At 61.8% G+C, this 17604-nt stretch carries 12 protein-coding genes; 4 read left to right on the plus strand and 8 right to left on the minus strand.

The window, feature by feature from the left end; all coding sequences use genetic code 11:
* Nucleotides 1-31: 31 nt before the first annotated feature.
* From S6FBBBH3_RS07270 to S6FBBBH3_RS07300, 6 genes are all read right to left on the minus strand, one after another.
* A complete protein-coding gene (locus tag S6FBBBH3_RS07270; protein ID WP_120177117.1) occupies nt 32-1561 on the minus strand; it encodes an FAD-dependent oxidoreductase in 1530 nt (509 codons plus the stop codon).
* Nucleotides 1558-2229, minus strand: coding sequence for a response regulator transcription factor (locus S6FBBBH3_RS07275; RefSeq protein WP_120177118.1), 672 nt, complete (start codon nt 2227-2229; stop codon nt 1558-1560). Before S6FBBBH3_RS07275 ends, S6FBBBH3_RS07270 begins: the two co-directional genes overlap by 4 nt.
* Complete coding sequence (locus S6FBBBH3_RS07280; RefSeq protein WP_170143870.1) at nt 2226-4121, minus strand: sensor histidine kinase; 1896 nt, start codon at nt 4119-4121, stop codon at nt 2226-2228. Before S6FBBBH3_RS07280 ends, S6FBBBH3_RS07275 begins: the two co-directional genes overlap by 4 nt.
* Nucleotides 4122-4373: 252 nt before the next feature.
* Nucleotides 4374-5864, minus strand: coding sequence for an FAD-dependent oxidoreductase (locus S6FBBBH3_RS07285; RefSeq protein ID WP_120177120.1), 1491 nt, complete (start codon nt 5862-5864; stop codon nt 4374-4376).
* Between the two features lie 64 nt (nt 5865-5928).
* On the minus strand, nt 5929-7107 hold the full coding sequence (locus S6FBBBH3_RS07290; RefSeq protein WP_120177121.1) for a porin: 1179 nt from the start codon (nt 7105-7107) through the stop codon (nt 5929-5931).
* A 304-nt stretch (nt 7108-7411) separates the two neighbouring features.
* Nucleotides 7412-8365, minus strand: a complete 954-nt coding sequence (locus tag S6FBBBH3_RS07300) for an amidohydrolase family protein (RefSeq protein WP_120177123.1) — start codon at nt 8363-8365, stop codon at nt 7412-7414.
* Between the two features lie 450 nt (nt 8366-8815).
* On the opposite strand from S6FBBBH3_RS07300, the gene S6FBBBH3_RS07305 reads away from it, so the two are divergent.
* On the plus strand, nt 8816-10384 hold the full coding sequence (locus S6FBBBH3_RS07305) for a flavocytochrome c (RefSeq protein ID WP_120177124.1): 1569 nt from the start codon (nt 8816-8818) through the stop codon (nt 10382-10384).
* 319 nt (nt 10385-10703) lie between these two features.
* Here the strand turns inward: S6FBBBH3_RS07305 and S6FBBBH3_RS07310 are convergent, their stop codons facing one another.
* Together S6FBBBH3_RS07310 and S6FBBBH3_RS07315 are read right to left on the minus strand one after the other, a co-directional pair.
* Nucleotides 10704-11060 carry a cytochrome c3 family protein gene (locus S6FBBBH3_RS07310; RefSeq protein ID WP_120177125.1) on the minus strand — a complete coding sequence of 119 codons (357 nt, stop codon included), beginning with the start codon at nt 11058-11060 and terminating at the stop codon, nt 10704-10706.
* Between the two features lie 49 nt (nt 11061-11109).
* Complete coding sequence (locus S6FBBBH3_RS07315; RefSeq protein ID WP_120177126.1) at nt 11110-12807, minus strand: FAD-dependent oxidoreductase; 1698 nt, start codon at nt 12805-12807, stop codon at nt 11110-11112.
* Nucleotides 12808-13223: 416 nt separating this feature from the next.
* On the opposite strand from S6FBBBH3_RS07315, the gene S6FBBBH3_RS07320 reads away from it, so the two are divergent.
* From S6FBBBH3_RS07320 to S6FBBBH3_RS07330, 3 genes are all read left to right on the plus strand, one after another.
* Nucleotides 13224-15032 (plus strand): aryl-sulfate sulfotransferase, encoded by a 1809-nt coding sequence (locus tag S6FBBBH3_RS07320; protein WP_120177127.1) that lies wholly within the window; start codon nt 13224-13226, stop codon nt 15030-15032.
* 78 nt (nt 15033-15110) lie between these two features.
* On the plus strand, nt 15111-16265 hold the full coding sequence (locus tag S6FBBBH3_RS07325; RefSeq protein ID WP_120177128.1) for a porin: 1155 nt from the start codon (nt 15111-15113) through the stop codon (nt 16263-16265).
* A gap of 328 nt (nt 16266-16593) precedes the next feature.
* A complete protein-coding gene (locus S6FBBBH3_RS07330; RefSeq protein WP_120177129.1) occupies nt 16594-17562 on the plus strand; it encodes a LysR family transcriptional regulator in 969 nt (322 codons plus the stop codon).
* Nucleotides 17563-17604 lie beyond the last annotated feature (42 nt).

Consider the following 17604-nt stretch of genomic DNA (forward strand, 5'->3'; position numbering starts at 1 on the left):
GGGACTTGACCGGGAGAAAAATTCGTGCTAATCAGGGAGCTCTCGAAGATTCGGGCATTGCGGTCCGTCCTCCGGACGCGGCGCACCTGCCCGCGACGCGTCCCATCGTCAGTGCCGCGCTCAGGCCGTTTCCGCCGATGCGATTCGCGCCGTGGAGGTTTCCGACAATCTCCCCCGCCGCAAAGAGCCCCGGAATAGGCCGCCCCTCGGCGTCGAGTACGGCACCCTCGGCATCGATCGTTACGCCCCCCAGCGTGGAATGCACGTTGAGAACGACACGACTTCCCCAAAAGGGCGGCGTCACGATGGGTTTGCACGCCACGCGCGCGCAGGAAGCCGTTTTCGAGCGCGTCATGTCGTTGTGAGCGTCGAGGCTCGCACGCAACTTCAAGGGGTCGAGCCCCAAAGCACGTGCGAGCATCTCGGGCGTTGCCGCCCGTACGGCGTCCCCGGTTTCCAGTCCCCGGTAAATGGCCTTGCGACTCACCCGGTCGTAGGATTCGACGGCGGAGTCGTCGGTGACAACGAAGGCGCCGCCCCCGGGGGCGCTCAAAATGGCGGCCGAAAGCGACAGGCGCGAGCCCGCCGCATCCTTGAGGGCGCGACCGAACCCGTCGACGAGCACCGAACGACCGGCGTCGAGGTCGAGACGCACCTGAAAGTTCCGATTGCGTTTGGCGCCGGGTACGGTCTGCACGCACTCGAGATTCGTCAGACGCGCTCCGATGCGTCGGGCTTCAAGCATGACTTCGCCGGTACTGCCGGGGGCATTGTCCGAAGGAAGCTCCGCAAAGCCGGGAGCGAAGCGCCTCAAAAGCTCGGGATTCGCGCCGTAGCCGCCCGCAGCAAGCACCACGCCCCGGCGAGCGACGACACGCCTTGCCCTGCCCTGCTCATCCGTGAAAATCGCCCCCGTCACGCGACCGCTCGCTTCGTCGCGCAGGATCCTTTCGACCTTGGCATTCGTCATGATTTTTCCGCCCGATGCGAAAATCGCCTCGGAGAGCATTCTCACGTAACTTGATCCTCGAGGCAGGAGCGGCTTGTGCCCGCGAGGCCATTCGGCCCCCCAGGTAGTCACCGTCTCGGGCAGGAAACGAATGCCGTGACGCTCCAACCAACGAAGCGTCGCGGGCGCTTCGGCGGTAAAGCGCCGTACGACCTCGGCATCGTTTCGACCCGCACCCGAGGCCATCGTCTGCTCGAAATGCCAGTCGATCGAATCGCGCACGCCCATCGCTTGTTGTCGCTGCGGGTCGGCGGCATTGAAAAGCCCGCTCGCAATGAGCGTGTTTCCGCCGATCGCGGCTTGCTTCTCAAGAATGACGACCTCGACGCCCGCTTCGAGTGCGCTCAGCCCTGCAGCAAGGCCGGCGCCGCCCGCCCCCACGACGAGTACGTCCGTGACTTCGGTTTCGGGTTCGAAGCCGAGCCATTGCGCGACGGTTTCGAGCGGGCCCGCCGACGCGAGTTCGGGCGCGAACGCGTACGCGCCCGACAGCATCAAGACGTGTCGACGCAACGTGTTCGGCATGACCTTTGTTTTCATCTTGACCGTCACGATACGTTCTCCATGTCCGATCGAACGAGACGTTCGCGGTCCATTTCTTCCGAAAGACGTTCGCGCTCGGAAAGGAACGTCGCCAACTCCGCGGCATTGTGTATGCCGAGCTTCGCAAAGAGCGCGCCGCGTCGCGTTTTGACGGTCTCTTCCGTAAGACCCAAAACTCGAGCGACCTCACGATTGGAAAGCCCCTTCGCGACGAGCAACGCCGTTTCGCTTTCCGCCGGGGACAGTCTCGACCATTCGGCGTCGTTTTCGCACCAGGCCCGCAGGACGGCCCGACGGTACGCGTGCTTGGCGCAGGCGGATCGCAAAACGTCGACGAGTTTCTCGGGGTGAGGGGGCTTCACGAGAAAGTCGAACGCGCCCGCCTTCACGCAACTCATGGCCATTTCGACGTTCCCGTGCGCACTCAGGAAGACTACGGGGAGGTCGCTCGCTCGGGCATTGAGTTCGGTTTGAAGTTCGAGTCCGGTCATCTCCGGCATGCGCACATCAAGAAGCAGACACCCTTCCCGCTCCGGATCGTCGTAGGCGAGAAACTGTACGGCACTTTCGTAGTGACGGACCTGCAAGCCGGCCACTTCAAGCACGAACGTGAGCGATGCGGCAACGGTCAGGTCGTCGTCAACAAGACGAACAAGCGGCGGAGTCGTGTTTTTCATGCGAAATCCCTGTTCAAGTTGCGGGTTGACGGGGTCGATGCGGCGTCAGGTGTTGCGAGCGGCAGCGTGAGCGTCGCTCGCAGGCCTTGCGGCTGACGGCGATCGAACGCAAGGTGACCTCGGTGCGCCTCCGCAATCGAGACGGCGATGGCCAGACCGAGGCCGAGTCCTTCCTTCTTGGAGCTCGCGTGGGGCTTCCCCAGGTTGCCGAAGACGTCATCGGAGAGCGCCTCGCCGTTGTCTTCCACGGTGACGAGCGCACGGTCGCCGTCCGCTCGGAGCGTAACTTCAAGCCTCCCGTCCGCGGGATTCGTCCGTTCGACGGCCTCAAGCGCGTTTTTGATGAGGTTGACGAGCACGAGCTCGATTTCGAGGGCGTCGACATCGACCCAAACCGGTGTGTCGGGTTGACGGCGTTCGATCAAAACGGAGGACTTCATGGCGCCGGCGTGTTGCATGGCGCACGAGAGAACCGAACACAAATCCGTTCGCTCCGGCACGGGCATCTGGCGCTTCGCGGACTGTCGTACGCGCTCGACGATGTCGGCCGCAAGATAGGCGGCCTCCAGCGAACGATCGATGGGAAAGGCTTCGCGCGCGGGATCGAACGTACCCTGCTCGCGCAACATCTTGATCCCCGTAAGGTAGTTGACGATCGCGGTGAGGGGTTGCTTGAGCTCGTGTGCGAACATCGCGGAGAGTTGTGCGACCATCCCGGCACGCTCGAGGTTGGCGAGCGCCTGACGGCTCGCGCGCAAGGCTTCAGCGGCAGCCTCGCGACGGTGCGATTCACGCGTGAGTTCTCTCGTCCGACGTCGCACCAACAAGTTGACGCGTACGACATGTACGGCGAGGATGAGAAGCGCCGCCGCCAGGGCCGCAAGCGGCACCTTGTACCGCTCGACGAGGGCCGACGGCGACATGTCCCGCAGATACGCCCAGGGGCCGAGTTGCAGACGCTCCATCAGTTCCAAAACGCGCTGACGGTTGTTGTTCGACACCCAGTCGTAGCCGCGTCGGTCGGGCGGCGCCGTGAGTACGGCCACTGTTACGTCGCGCACGACGTCGGGATGTGCGTTCGGAAGCGACGCGAGCATCATGTCGGGAAAGAGTTCGGTCGAGCGTTTGCAGCCCCCCGCACCGACGGGCGGTTGCTCGTTCACGACGCGGAGAGCCTGCGGATCGATCGCACCCGCCGCAACGGCCTCTTCCAAGGCGCAGGTGGAAAGGATGGCCGCTTCGGTTTGGCCCGAGAGCACCATCGTAGCGGCATCGGGAACGTTCCACTCGGTGAAGAGCACTTCGGAGAAAAAGTGCTCGGGGTCGAACCCCGCTCGTGCGATTTCGTTCATCGGGACGAGCCAGCCTTCGAAGGCGGCGGGACTCGTGGTGGCGACGCTGCGTCCCTTGAGGTCCTCGAGTGTTCGGACGGGGCTCTTTGCAGGCACGACGAAGACGGCGCCGATCGTGCGATCGACGTTCGCGCTTCCGGCAACCCTTCGTGTGGCGATCTCCTCGAGGCCGAGCGCGTCAAAGCGCACGGCGTCCCCGCTCGAAAGAATCAAAAAAGTATTGGGCTTGAACTCAACGCGTTCGAGATCCGTCCCGCGAGCAAATTCGAAGGTTCTCACCTCGTACTGCGGGAGCTTCGCACGCAACGCTTCGACAAGCGGCACGAAGCTGTACATGTAGAAGTCGGGCGTGAACGTGTCGACGAGCCCGATCGTGATGACCGGACGCCCCGGAGACGATTCGTCCCGGGCATCCCTCTCGGCTTCTGGGGCCGCAGCCGAAGTCCGACTCTCGGCCGGCACGGCAAGCACAAGCCCGAGCGCTACGGAGAGCGTAACGAAGAGAGCCCGCAAACAAAGCGGTGGAGTGCGTTGGGACATGCGGGACGGTGCGAACAAAATTTCGAATTCAAGGGGCGCAGGGCGGACGGATTCGACGGAACATTTTAAGCCGAGCATGTCGCCCGCGAAAAAGGCCGCTCTCCCGGCGGGAAAAACGGCCTTTTGATCAAAGTCGGACACCCCGGCCCGAACGCGTTTTGAGCGACTGTCAGGCGACCGTCGGGCGCCCGCCGTCGCGCACGGTTCCGAGGCGCTGTTGGCTGAAAACAAAGCAGGCTGACGCCCAGCGGCTTATTTTTCCTCAGCCGCGTACCCGCCCGCGATGCGGCCCGACGTGTAGGCGATGCCGAGACCCGTACCCGACGTATAGACGCGACCGTAGTACGGACGATTCTGAACTTCGCCGCCCGCGTAGAGACCCTTCACGGGCGAGCCGTCGGCGCGAACGACCTGGAACTTGTCGTTCACCTTGACGCCGCCCATCGTTCCGCCCGTCTGCGGCACGACGCGCACCGCATAGAAGGGCGCCTTGAGGAAAGGCTTCAGGTAGGTCTTGGGCTTCTTGAACGCCTTGTCGTCGCCCGTTTCGCACGCTTCGTTGTAGGCGTCCATCGTGCGCTTCAGGGCTTCGGGCGGAACCCCCATCTTTCGGGCGAGCTCTTCCCAGGTGTTGGCACCGACCGCAAGCTCGGCGTCCGGATAGTCGACGAGCACCTTCACCTTTTCGGCGTCCGCACTGTCGACGATCGCCCAAGCCTTTTCCTGCTCGGCCACGTAGTCGGTCAAGTACGGGAGATTTTCGTTAACGAAGCGCTCGCCCTTCTGGTTCACGAACACGCGGTCCTTGTACTTGTCCTTCGTCGTAAAGGTCTTCGTGAGTTCGGACTTAAGGCTGTTGACGTAGAGCCCGATCACCCAGGCGTCGTCGTACATGACGCCGCCCGCCTTGACGGCCATGCGAATCCCGTCACCCGTAGCGCCGACCGTTGCGACCGAGAGGTCCGCAAAGGGCGCGTACTGCGGAACGAACTTCGCGAGCATCTCCTTGTTGTGCGCGAACCCGCCGGTCGCAAGCACCACGGCTTTGGCGGAGACTTCGTAGCGGGTCGTTTTGTTGTGCGCGGTTACGCCGACCACAGCACCGTCCTTCACGACGAGGTCGTCGACGGGGGTCGCCGTACGAATGTCGACGCCCAACTTGTCCGTATAGGTCTTGAGCGACTCGATCACGAACCGCCCGCCCGCAGGCGACGAACCGCGACCCGAAGCGGGAACGGGCGACTTCAAGGGCGCGTGCGCGTAGCGCGGGCCGCCGTAGCCGAAGGGACGGGGCGACGCATATTGGTGGCCGACGTTCGTTTCGAGCCAATTGACCGTTTCCGTGAACTCATGCCCCATCCGATCGACGAGCTTCACGTCCGGAAAAGCGGGGTTGCCGCCCGGGAAGCTTCGCTTCTGGTCGTCGAGCCAGATCTTGATAAATCCTTCGGGCGTCGCGTCGGTGACGCCTTCCTTCTTTTGGAGGTTGGTCGATCCCCCTGCAATCGCACCGCCCGCAAAGGCGGAGGAGCCGCCGATCATCGGCATCTTTTCGAAAACGATCACTTTCGCACCCTTTTCGGCAGCGGCCGCGGCGGCCGCCATCCCGGTGCCGCCCGCACCGACGACAACGACGTCGGCCGAGAGCGTTTCAAGGGGCAAGGTCGCCGGGTCGATCCCGGCTTGGGCGCAAAGCGCCATGAGCGAGACGCTCGCGGCGACGACGGTTTTTGCAATTCTCATCTTTTGTCTCCTTCTTTTCGTGCGGGGAATAAAGAGCCGAGTCGCCCCGCGCAACCCGATAAGTTTAGAACTTGTGCGTCAACCCGATCGATGCTTCGACGATGCCGTAGGTGTCGGAGCCTTCCCGCCTCACGTCGATTTCGTCGTTGGCGTAGGAAGCAACGCAGTAGATCGACGTACGCTTCGAGAGGAAGTATTCGTAGGCGGCCGAAGCGCCCCAACGCGTCGTTTTCTCGTCGAGTGCGTTTTCGTCGTTCGACGGGTCGCTTTCGAAGTACCCCGCGGCGAACTTCGCGTCGCCCCCGCCCGCCGGGATGTTGACACCCGTCGTAATCGAGAAGCCGTCCTGGTAGCGTGAGGCCGCCGCGTCGAAGGACCGGAAGACCTTCATCGCATCCGTTCGGGCGTTTTCGAAATACTGAGCGCCCGCGAAGAAGCGCAGCACGCCGAAGTCGTAACTCCCCGTTGCCGTAACCGTAAAGGCGTCGTCGTCATCCCGTGTCGTCGGTGTGTTGCCGTAGTCCCAGGTATCGAGAACGAGTGCCAGATTGAGAGCGTCCCGCTTGTAGGTCGCACCGATCGCGGCGAAGCGGTCGACGTGCGAGGAACCTTCTTCGAACTGAATGCCGTCGGTTGCGGCGTCGTAGTCCTTCTTGGTGTCGATTCCGAAGGAGTACTGCGCCGAAAATTGCAGGCCCGCATACTCGGGCGTGCGGTAGGTCACCGTGTTGTCAAAGCGCAGGTACCCGAAGAAGTAGTTGTTGTTCGCGACCGAATACGTTCCCCAGGACGTGCCGAAGGGCGTACCCCAACCGGTCAGCGCGTAGGTGCCCGCGCCCGACGAGAGTGCACCCGTGCGACCAAAGGCGATTTCTCCGAGCGCCCCCTTCAGGTAAACCGTGCTTTGGCGCCCGAAGAGGCGGTTCGAGAACGTCATGGCACCGTCGTCGGGCGTGAAGCCCGATTCGAGCACGAACCCTGCTTCCCAACCGTTGCCGAGGTCTTCCGAGCCCTTGAGGCCCCAACGGGAACCCTTGTTGACGTTCGAGCGTAGCGAGAGCGCGCCTTCGGACGAGGAATCTGCCGTCCGGGCAGCAGAGCTCTCGGCATCAAGCGACGTGTGCGTATAGGACAGACCGAGGTCTACGTAGCCGTAGAGTTGAACGTCGGCGGCCGAAGCAGCGTTGGTGAAAAGACCGCCGGCCGCAAGGAGCGCGGCGTGAGCGATGATGGATTTCTTCATGGAAATACCTCAGGAAACCCCCGTCTTCGGACAGGGGGAGAAATGGCGTGCGGGGCGAAGCCACGCACACCCGCATCCGTCGTTGTAGGAAAGCAGTCGGCAATGACGCCACCCGATACCTTGAATGACGCCCTCGGGCGTCTGAATGTTGAAGCGGCCCGACGCACGGCACGGTCGGCGCGATGCGCGCGGACGGCATCGAATCGCAGCCGGTCCGAGCGTGGGAAAAGACTGCAAAACGGGCGGCCCGATGCGCGGTGTCATCGAGCCGCCCTTGTCGTTTGCGTTCGCGTTCGAGCGACCGTCAGAGTTCAATGCCGAAGAGCGCCTGCGCGTTCTTGTACATGACCTTTTCGTAGACGGCACGGTTCGGGATCAGCTTTTCGTAGCGCCCGACCGTTTCTTTGAAGGGAAGGAGCGGATAGGCCGAACCGAAGAGGAAGCGGTCCTGCAGGAAGCCGTTCGCCGCATCGACGTACTCGCGCCAGCCCGGGACGCCGCCGAACATGTACATGTCGCCCGCGAGATAGACGTTCGGGTACCAGTAGCACACGCCGAGGATTTCTTGCACGTGCGGCCAACCGCCGTGCGCCATGTAGAACTTGCACTTCGGGAAGGCGGCGGCAATGTCCGCAACCGCCGCATGGTCCGTCGAACGAATGAGGTTGGGCGAATTGTTCCCGCCCGTCATGATGGCGACCGTCAGGCCCTTTTCGGCGCAGAGGTCGTAGACCGGATAGAGCTTCGGGTCGTTGGGCATGGTCGAAACTTTGGCGCGGCCGGGCTCGATGTAGACGCCCTTGAGCGGGCCGTTCACCGCGTACTTTTCGACGAGCTCCATGTTTTTGTCGATCGGATCCGACGCGTCGAGCGTGCAAAGCGACCGAATGCGACCGTTGAAATGCTCCTGCATCTTCACGAGGCTCTCGTTCGGGATGTTGCGCTTCATGGCAAGGCCCATCGTGATCCCGGCCTCGTCCATTTCCTTCAGCATCAACTCTTCCGATTCCTTCGCGACGGAGGGAGGCATCGTCCAACCGGTGCGGGCGTAGGCCGAGCCCGATTTCGCTGCGGGGAAGGTCTTCAGGAATTCACCCCAACGCGGACGAAGGCGCGCGTCGATGACGGGACACGTGGGCTTTTTGAAAACGAAGGGCTCTTCGCTGTCCCACGGCACCATCTGAGCGCGAGCCGTGGTCGTCAAGCCCGCACCGACCGCAAGACCGAGACCGGTCCCCAGGAACGTACGTCGATTCATAGGATTCTCCTTTGCAGTGCACGCTCGGTCCCGCCGATTTGTCTCATTTTGAGAGTGCTCGGTGCACTCGGCAATTTCGGCGCTACGTGACCGCAAGGACGAAATTTATATTAAAGTCGGTTTTTGACTCCATACGTAGAATCGCGGGCTTGCAATTCACGGAAAGGCGTCTGATGTGCAACGGAAGTTCGGTGACTCCGGTTCGGTGCATGTGCGGCGGATCGACTGTCGTACCGACCGTCACAGCCGATTTTCAAGCAGATCGCCTCCCGACGTCGACGAGCGTCCTACGGAGCAAGGGCCGATCTCTTGAGTGCACGAGCACTTTCGCAACACTTGCGCGCAACGTCTTTTCCCGCCCGAAAGCCCGCGTCTAAAATGGTCGAACGCGAGTCCCACCGCGGTCGCGCGGCGAGCCCTCGCGGAAAACCGGACCAAAGGAGAAGAATCATGCAAAGACGAGAATTGCTTCGAAACGGAACGCTCGGCGTGATCGGCGCCGTCGGAACAGTCGGGGCGAGCCTCACGGCAGGTGCGGCCTCGGCCGCGGACCTTGACGCAAAAGGCTCCGCGCGACCGACGTTCGATCGCACGGTCGACGTGCTTGTGATCGGTTCGGGCTTTGCGGGTGCGGCGGCGGCCTTGGCCGCGGCGGAGGCCGGTGCCGAAGTCGAGATCGTCGAAAAGATGGCGTTTGCGGGCGGCAACTCCGCGCTCTCGGGCGGGATGATGGCCGTACCGGGCTCGTCGGTGCAGAAAAAACAAGGCATCGAGGATTCGCCCGAGAAGCTCGTTGAAGACATGCAGCGCATCGGCATGGGACTCGGCGACCCCGAGCTCGTGCGCGCGCTCTGCAACGAAGCTGCGGACACTTTCGAATGGACGCGTCGCCACGGCGTCGTCTGGAACGAAAATCTCACGGGCAAAGGCGGCCATTCCGCGAAGCGTTGCATGGTGACGAAAGAAGGCACGGGGCAAGGGATTTTGAAGCCCTTCTACGCGGAACTCGCGCAGAAAGGTGTTCGCGTGCGCACGAAGGCCTTCGTCTCGCGCATTTTGCGAGACGAGTCGGACGACGCGACCGCCGGAGCCGTAACGGGCGTCGAGCTTCGCGAAGGGTATGTCTTCGGGAAGCCCGACTCCGGAAAGCTCGTGCGCGTCGGCGTGCGTCGCGGAGTTGTCTTGGCCTACGGCGGCTTTGCCGCCGACAAGGCCTACCGACGCCGCCTCGACCCGAAGCTTTCCGACGACCTGAAGACCACGAACCAGCCGGGGGCCACGTCCGAACTGTGGCGCGAAGCAAGCCGCATCGGTGCTCGCATCATTCAGGCCGACTGGATCCAGTGCCTGCCGACGTGCTCTCCCAAGGAAGAAGGCATGGGACTTGCCACTCACTTCGCCGACATCGCGGGCGCGCTCTACGGTTGCTGGGTGAGCACGCTCACCGGTGCGCGCTTTGCAAGCGAATTCGCGGACCGCAAGGTGTTGACGGACGCCATCATCGGCGTCATGGGGAAGGGCGGGCAGGCGCTTGCCGTCGCGGATGCGAACGGGGTCGCGGAAATGGAGAAGGTTCGCCCGGGGCTTCTCAAAAAGGTGGTGGAGGCGGGCGTCGTGACCGAGCACGCTTCGCCCGAAGCGCTCGCCAAGGCCTACGGCATGGATCCCGCGGCGTTTGAGGCGGGTATTCGCGACTACAACGCGCTCGTGCGCGCGGGCAAAGACACCGCCTTCGGGCGACCCCTCGAAAAGGCCGCAAAGGAGCTCGCGCTCGATCGCGGGCCCTGGTACGCGTCCGTCATGAGTCCGAAGCTTCACCACTGCATGGGGGGCGTCACGGTCAATGCCGCCACCGAAGTGCTCGACGTCATGACCGACCGTCCGATTCCGGGGCTCTACGCCGCGGGCGAATGCGCGGGCGGCATCCACGGGGCCGTGCGTATCGGTGCGTGCGCCGTCATGGATTGTCTCGTCAACGGTCGCAAGGCGGGTGCCGCCGCGGCCGCGCGGAAGGCTTGAGCTCGACGCTCGTCCCGATGCAACAACGGCCTCCCGGATCGAACAACGCTCGACGGACGGCCGTTGCAGGCGTTTCCGGCACTTCGACGCTTCGAAAGGCGTTCGACGTGCCGGACGCCCCCGAACGAATCTCAAGTGTTTGCGGGTCGTCGGCACGGCCCGGCGCCCTACTCCAGCTGGCCGTCGACATGCTCGAAAGCAAGCAGCGGCCTGCGTCCGATCCCGAGTCCGAAGCAATCGGGAAATCCGAGACCGCCGCGCTCGAATCTCATCGCCTTGACCGTTGTCCTTTCGTTCTTGCGGTCGAAGCATCGCCGCCTTACGGCGTCTTGAATTCCCACGTATGGCATTCGGCACAGTAGTTCACGCCCGCTTTGTGCCCCTTGTGGCATTCCGTGCAGGGCAGGATGCCGTCGTGCTGGGCGTGCGGGTTGCCTTCGGCTTCGTCTTTCGGTTGCGTGAGTTTCACCAACTTGTCGTAGTCGCCGTGGCAGTCCGTGCAGACATCCTGATCGTCCTTCTGCTTCATCACGCCCGGAGCCTTGGGATCGTGGCAGCTTTCGCAAGGTACGTTGTACTTCTCAACATGGCGGTCCGCCAGAAAATCGGAGGCTACAGCATGGGCGGAGAGAGCCAGAGCGAGCGCCCCGGCCAAAAGAGAAACAATCGCTTTCATGGCTTGGGCCGCCTCGCCTTGTTGGGGAGAGGCGGCACGAAGAAAAGACTCAAACGGCTTGTTGTGCCGCGGCGTTTTCGCCGGCTACGCGACCGAAAACCAGGCATTCGGCCAAATTGCCGCCGCCCTGATAGACGAACTTGAAGACGGAGACGATTTCGCCTGCGGCGTAGAGATGAGGAATGGCCTTCCCGCTCCAATCGAGCACTTCGCGCTTTCCGTTGCAGAGAAGGCCTCCCGCCGTATTCGGACCGCCCGCCATCATCATGGCGGCATAGAACGGGCCTTTGTCAAGCGGTGCCAGCGTGCTCGCGCGACGCCCGAGTTTGTCCTTCCCGGACTTGCAGCCTTCGTTGAACTCGGCCACGGTGGCGGCCAACACCTTCGGATCCATGCGTTCCTTGTTTTCCGCCACCTGCCGAATCTTTTCACCGAGTTCCTCCATGGTATCGGCCTTCAGGACGAGTCCTTCCTCAACGGCCGACATGTTGTCGCGGCTCCAGTTGACGAGACCGTACCCGACGACGGAGTTCCCGAGGCTCACGATCGGCTTGGATTTCCGGAGCTCTTCGTCGAAGATGAGCCAGGAGGGGGTTCTCGGATAGGTGAGATTGTCGATGTCGAACTGCGTGGCCTCCCGATAGAAGAAGTACCGACTCGGATCGTCGGTGATCTTCGTTTCGGCCTGGTAGCGCCTGCCGTAGTTGTCTACCACGATCGTGTGCTTGCCGCCGACCGTCGGGGTCACGCATCCGATGCGCATGCCGTTTTCACGTCGATTCGTCACGACGATGACGCGAGAACAACACGATGCGACTTTCGCGAGGCCCGCGCCGACCTCCTGCCCCATCGCAATGCCGTCGCCCGTATTGCATAGGGCGCCGTAAAACGCCCAACCGTTGATGCCGGGGCCGGTGAGGAAAGCCTCGCGCATCCGGCGGTTGTATTCGTAGCCGCCCGAGGCAAGGACGACGCCCTTTCGGGCTCGAATGAAAAAGGGCTTCCCGTCGCGTTGTGCGGCCACGCCTACGATGACGCCCGCTTCGTTCTTGATCAGATGTTCGGCTCGGCAATCGAAGACTTCCGTGATGCGGTCCTTGCGCTTTGCAACCCCTTCGCGCAGGCACCGGAAGAAGGCTTCGCCCGCATACGTTTCCTTCTTCGGGGATTTCCAACAACTGGCATTGCCGTCCTTGACACGCGGAACGTATGTGGCTTTATAGCTTTGGTAGTCGCACGCCTTGGCTCCGGGGAAGTTCGGGAAGGCCGCACCGTGAGCCTGCGGCGTAAAGACCGCTCGAAATTCCGGGTCCAGAGACTTCATGAAGTCGACGTTTTCGGGACAGTACTTCACCCAGGCCTCCGCCAGGTCGTCGGAGAAGTCCGCCTGCTCGCCCTCTTCTTTCCAGGGCAGGTTTTCGCCCGAGAACATCGCCTTCGTGTATTCGAAGAGCGCCTTCTTGTCGCCGTCCTTGCCCGGGCAATGGAAGATGCCGCCCGACATGCGCGTGTTGTTGACGATCTCGGCTTCCTTTTGCTTGTCGAGAAGGAGAACCTCGGCTCCTTTGTCGGCGGCGGCAATGGCCGCGGCGGCACCCGCACCGCCGTATCCGACGACCACAACGTCGGTCTCAACCGAGAACCGCGTTTCGGCGGCCGCGACCGTCGTGGAAAGACCGAGCGTTGCGGAGCCGAGCGTCGCCCCGGCAAAACCTTTGATAAACGTACGACGAGAAACTTCGCTCATAAACAACCTCCGAAAGAAAGCGCCCCCTCGGACAAGACCCGAAGAACACCGTCCGAGAGAGCTCTCGGGTTCAGAGTAGAACGTTGCGGATTACGAAAAAAGCGAAGGAACCCTTAAGGAAGGAAGTCGAGAAGTGCGGCCGCCGTCGGAGTGTGATTCCGAGCGCACGAACGAAAACGAGCCGCCTTACGAAAAAACTGTTTTGGCTCCGCCTCAACTTCCGGGCCGCCCCCTCGACCGGCCACGGGAGACGCTCCCCGAATCGGTCGCAGAAGCGAACCGCGGTTCGATCAAAAACCGAAAAAGCTTGTTGTACTTCTCTTGTATTTCACTGAGAAAAGCGGGAATTTCGCTTTTTTACCCGGAAACGCAGAATGATCGCATGCGTTTCATCCGGGCAAAAGGAGGCCCTCAACATGAAAACTTCGACCCCCCTCATCGCCGCGCTGGCCCTGACGGCACTCAGCTTCAACGTCTATGCCGCGGGCGGCCACAGCGGCGCCAAAGTCGACCTCCCCGTTCAGGGGAAAATCGGCGAAGTCATTCTCAACCCGTACGAGATGGCCCCGCTCACGGCCGTCATCCGCAACGGCGGTTACGTCCTCAAGAACGCCCACGTCAAGGTCTTCCCCAAAATGAAGGGCCGCACAATCGAATACGACGTGACGGACAACCTTCTGATGACCTACGGCGGTATTCCGGTGATCGGCCTTTACGCCGATTACGTCAATAAGGTCGAAGTCTCCTACACGCGCGTCTACAAGGGAAAGAGCGAAAAATTCACCGAGACCTACAGTATTTACGCCGCTCCCCTCTACGGGAACGTCAACGGCATGGCGCGCTTTCCGCAGCCTTTCTTCAACGCGAACGTCAAGAAGGTCGATCCCGAATTCGCGGATCGTCTCTACCTCGTCAACAACTTCCAGGGAAAGCCCTCGAAGGGCGTGCGCGTTTCCTGGAACAACCCCGAAGGCGGGGCGCTCGAATGGAATTTCGAGCCCCAGGTGGCCGTCATCGATACGGCGGGCGACATCCGCTGGTACCTCGATGCGTCGCCCATTTACGACATCAACTCGATTTACAACGCGGGTTGTTTCATGGGTTTCCGACAGAACGACGACGGTCAGATCTCGTTCGGGTACGGGCAACGTTATGCCAAGATCGACCTCATGGGGCGTCAGATCTTCAACCGGATTCTGCCCGAAAATTACAATGACTTCTCGCACTCGATGGACAATTCCCCGAACGGGAACTATTTCCTGCGCGTCGCAAGCTCGAATCTGAAGCTTGAGGACGGCCGCAACGTGCGCACGGTGCGTGACGTGATCGCCGAAATCAACCCGGCCACGGGCAACGTGGTCGACGAGTGGCGGCTCTTCGAAATTCTCGACCCGTATCGCGACACGGTCCTCAAAGCTCTCGACGAAGGGGCCGTCTGCCTCAACATCGACGCCTCGAAGGCCGGTCAGACGATGAGCGCGGAAGAGCTTGCGAAAGTCAGCGCCTTCGGCGACATCCTCGGTACGGGCCCGGGTCGCAACTGGGCGCACGTCAACTCGGTGGACCACGACACCGAAGACGATTCGATCATCATCTCCTCGCGCCATCAGTCGGCGGCGATCAAGATCGGTCGCGACAAAGAAGTGAAGTGGATTCTCGGTTCTCCCGAAGGGTGGAAAAAGCCCTGGGCCGACAAAGTTCTGACGCCCGTCGACAAGGAGGGCAAGCCCATTCCGTGCGAAGGCTCCGTCTGCGAAGGCGACTTCGACTATCCGTGGACGCAGCACACCGCCTTCAAGATCGACGAGAAGAGCAAGGGCGACATCCTCTACCTCTCCGTCTTCGACAACGGCGACGCCCGCGGCATGGAGCAGCCCGCCTTGCCGACCATGAAGTACTCCCGCGCCGTCGTCTACAAAATCGACCAGAAGAAGATGACGGTCGAGCAGGTGTGGTCCTGGGGCAAGGAGCGCGGCTTCGAGTGGTACAGCCCCATCACGTCGATCGTCGAATACCAGAAAGACAAGGATTCGGTGTTCGTCTATTCGGCCAATTCGGGCGCCAAAGTAAACGAACACGGCGGGATGATCAGCGCGCCGAACCCAACGCTCCTCGAATTCCACTGGGGCAGCAACGAACCGTCGCTTGAAATCCAACTCGAAAACTGCGCGGGCTACCAGGCGATGCCGATCAGCATCGAAAAGGCCTTCGACGCCCGCAAATAAATTCCGCCTCCGGTCCGCGCGCGAACATCCCGAGTCCTCCGCGCGCGGCCTCGTTTCCGACCCCGAAGAGGTTCCCTCATGACCACCACCGGCAAAACACGTTCAACACTTTTCCTCGCGCTCCTTGCCGCATTGAGCGCGCTTTCCGTCGCCCAAGCGGCCGACATGCAGCTTTACGGACGCGTGAGTACGTCGCTTCGCATGACGAATGTCGAGGGCGGCGACACGTCCGTCGACATGAACAACGAAGGCTCACGCTGGGGCTTCAAAATCCACGAATCCCTCTCGCCCGACCTTTCGGCAAATGCCTACCTCGAAGGCGGCTTCAATTCGGACGACGGCGGATTTTCCAACAGCGGCCGCAGCAACCTCGATACCACGCTCTTCGATCGCCATGCCGTCCTCGCACTCCGGTCGAAGACCTACGGCGAAATCGGCTTCGGTCGCAGCGGCTCCGTCAACTCGGCCGTCGAACCCTACAGTCTCGTTTATTTGCCGCTCGACCCGGTGAACGGTGCTTACTACGACATCGTCTCGTTGTCGGTGATGTTCGGCGCCGACCCGCGCGCGAACAACACCCTCACCTACGTGTCGCCGCGCATCCTCGGCTGGAAGACGGGTTTGAGCTACTCGTTCGCAACGACCGATCAGGAGTTGCCCGACAGTCGCGAAAACAACCGGCTCCTTTCCTTCGGCGCCAATTACGAAGGCGGCCCTCTGGGGATCTACCTCGGCGCCTCCTACGCCCGGAACGGCGAATCGGACGCGGCCTCCGCCGATGCGGGCAAGAAATACGCGCGTGAAGACAGTCAGGCCTACACGATCGGCATGACCTACAAACCCGACGAAACCTGGAAGTTCTACACCGCCTTTCAGTACCAGAGCGATTACCGCAACGTTGCGGGTTGGAAACTCGACCGGGGGGCCGTTGCCGATCCGCTCGACCGCAAGCACGGCATCGACGGCATCTCGGCCATGGTCGGGTTCAACTACCGCATGAGCAACGGTCTGCGCGGCACGATGAGCTACTACTACTTCGAAGGCGACCATACGCTTGTCGACGGTACGGAGGAATCCGGGAAACGCCAAACCGTCAACGCCGTTCTCGACTACCGCCTCTCGAAGACGTTCATGCTCTACGGCACCGTCACGTACTCGAAGGGCGGCGACGTGCTCGACACCGCCGACTGCTCCAAATGGGTGTCGCGCATCGGCGCGATGAAGTTCTTTTGAGCCGAAACACGCCTCCGAACGTCCGTCGCCGGAATCCGTCGAAGGTCCCGCAAGCGGCATGGCGACGGACCGGAGCCCGGGGGCGTCGTGCGCGCTCTTGGCCGACACCCCTTTCCCGTTTCTCCTTCGCGTTTTTCCTCGGGTTGGGCGAGTCGGCCGGTCTCTACAATCGGAAGACCGTCCGAGCTCGCGACGAACTTCGTGCAAAGCTCGACGCCGGAGCACAGTGCGGAAAAATACGGCTCCGAACACACGGCCTCGTACGCGCCCGAGCCCCCTTGCGGACGTCGTCGACGGACGAATCTTTTGAACCACGACGGATTTTCCCATGGAAGGAAACGGCCCGCTGAAGTACTGCGATGTCTCGGCCTCGCTTCTCAACCTCAAGTTTTCGGACATCTTTCTCTTCGTTCTGCTGCACGACCGGCAAAAACTCTCCGACGTCGCGCGGGAGATGAAAATCTCGGTACCGACGGCCGAGCGTCGGCTCAATCTCTTGCGCGAGGCCTTCGACGATCGACTCTTCACGCGCGGCGGCGCCAACGGTGCCTTCATGATCCCGACCGCTCGTGCCGAAGCGATCTACGCATCGGCCGCTCAGATGCTGGAAGGATACGTCCGAAGCCACCGAACCCCGACCTTCGATCCGTCCGAAGTAAGTACCTGCTTTCGCTTCGCGCTCAACAGTCACGGGATTTTCTTCCTCGGAACGAATTTCTTTCAGAAGCTGAGCGAAAAGTGTCCGAAAGCAACCGCCATGATCGTGAAACCCGCCGATGACATCATCGACATGTTGCGAAGCGGCGAAGCCGACTTCGCCATCTACCACCGACGCCCGAAGGAAAACGAGACCGGCATACATACCATGCCGATCCATCGATGCGAAATGAGCATCCTCGTTCGAAAGGGACATCCCCTCGAGAAAAAAGCCGAAACCGTTCGTCTTACGCCCGAAGATTTGCGTCCCTACCCGGCGGTGCGCCTCTACTCGAAACCGCGCAAGTACCGCATCGAGCGTTACATCGACACGTTGCTTGCTCCCGAGGTCGAACAAACGACCCAGGTGGCTCTTCCCTTCTTCGCCGTCGCCCCGTACCTTCTGCAGATGAACGACCGAACCTGCATTTGTCCCACGGTGATCGGGCGGTACTGGGCGCAAACGGGGCTCGTCACGTGCCTCTCGGCGGATTTTGTCCGAGCGACCGACCTTCATCTCATCTGGCACGATCGAACGCATACTCTCCCCGAATTCCAGTACGTCCGTTCGCTCTTGGCCGACTCGCGCAGAACGGCCTGATTACGCCCGACGAGCGAGCGAAGCGTCGCCCTCGCGCAAATC

It is taken from the genome of Sutterella megalosphaeroides, from assembly GCF_003609995.1.
GTDB classification, from domain to species: Bacteria; Pseudomonadota; Gammaproteobacteria; order Burkholderiales; family Burkholderiaceae_F; genus Sutterella; species Sutterella megalosphaeroides.

Excerpts from the sequence above, each read along its gene's own strand:
- S6FBBBH3_RS07275 (WP_120177118.1), bottom strand. The coding sequence starts at position 2,229 with ATGAAAAACACGACTCCGCCGCTTGTTCGTCTTGTTGACGACGACCTG.
- S6FBBBH3_RS07280 (WP_170143870.1), bottom strand. The coding sequence starts at position 4,121 with ATGTCCCAACGCACTCCACCGCTTTGTTTGCGGGCTCTCTTCGTTACG.
- S6FBBBH3_RS07285 (WP_120177120.1), bottom strand. The coding sequence starts at position 5,864 with ATGAGAATTGCAAAAACCGTCGTCGCCGCGAGCGTCTCGCTCATGGCG.
- S6FBBBH3_RS07290 (WP_120177121.1), bottom strand. The coding sequence starts at position 7,107 with ATGAAGAAATCCATCATCGCTCACGCCGCGCTCCTTGCGGCCGGCGGT.
- S6FBBBH3_RS07300 (WP_120177123.1), bottom strand. The coding sequence starts at position 8,365 with ATGAATCGACGTACGTTCCTGGGGACCGGTCTCGGTCTTGCGGTCGGT.
- S6FBBBH3_RS07305 (WP_120177124.1), top strand. The coding sequence starts at position 8,816 with ATGCAAAGACGAGAATTGCTTCGAAACGGAACGCTCGGCGTGATCGGC.
- S6FBBBH3_RS07310 (WP_120177125.1), bottom strand. The coding sequence starts at position 11,060 with ATGAAAGCGATTGTTTCTCTTTTGGCCGGGGCGCTCGCTCTGGCTCTC.
- S6FBBBH3_RS07315 (WP_120177126.1), bottom strand. The coding sequence starts at position 12,807 with ATGAGCGAAGTTTCTCGTCGTACGTTTATCAAAGGTTTTGCCGGGGCG.
- S6FBBBH3_RS07320 (WP_120177127.1), top strand. The coding sequence starts at position 13,224 with ATGAAAACTTCGACCCCCCTCATCGCCGCGCTGGCCCTGACGGCACTC.
- S6FBBBH3_RS07325 (WP_120177128.1), top strand. The coding sequence starts at position 15,111 with ATGACCACCACCGGCAAAACACGTTCAACACTTTTCCTCGCGCTCCTT.
- S6FBBBH3_RS07330 (WP_120177129.1), top strand. The coding sequence starts at position 16,594 with ATGGAAGGAAACGGCCCGCTGAAGTACTGCGATGTCTCGGCCTCGCTT.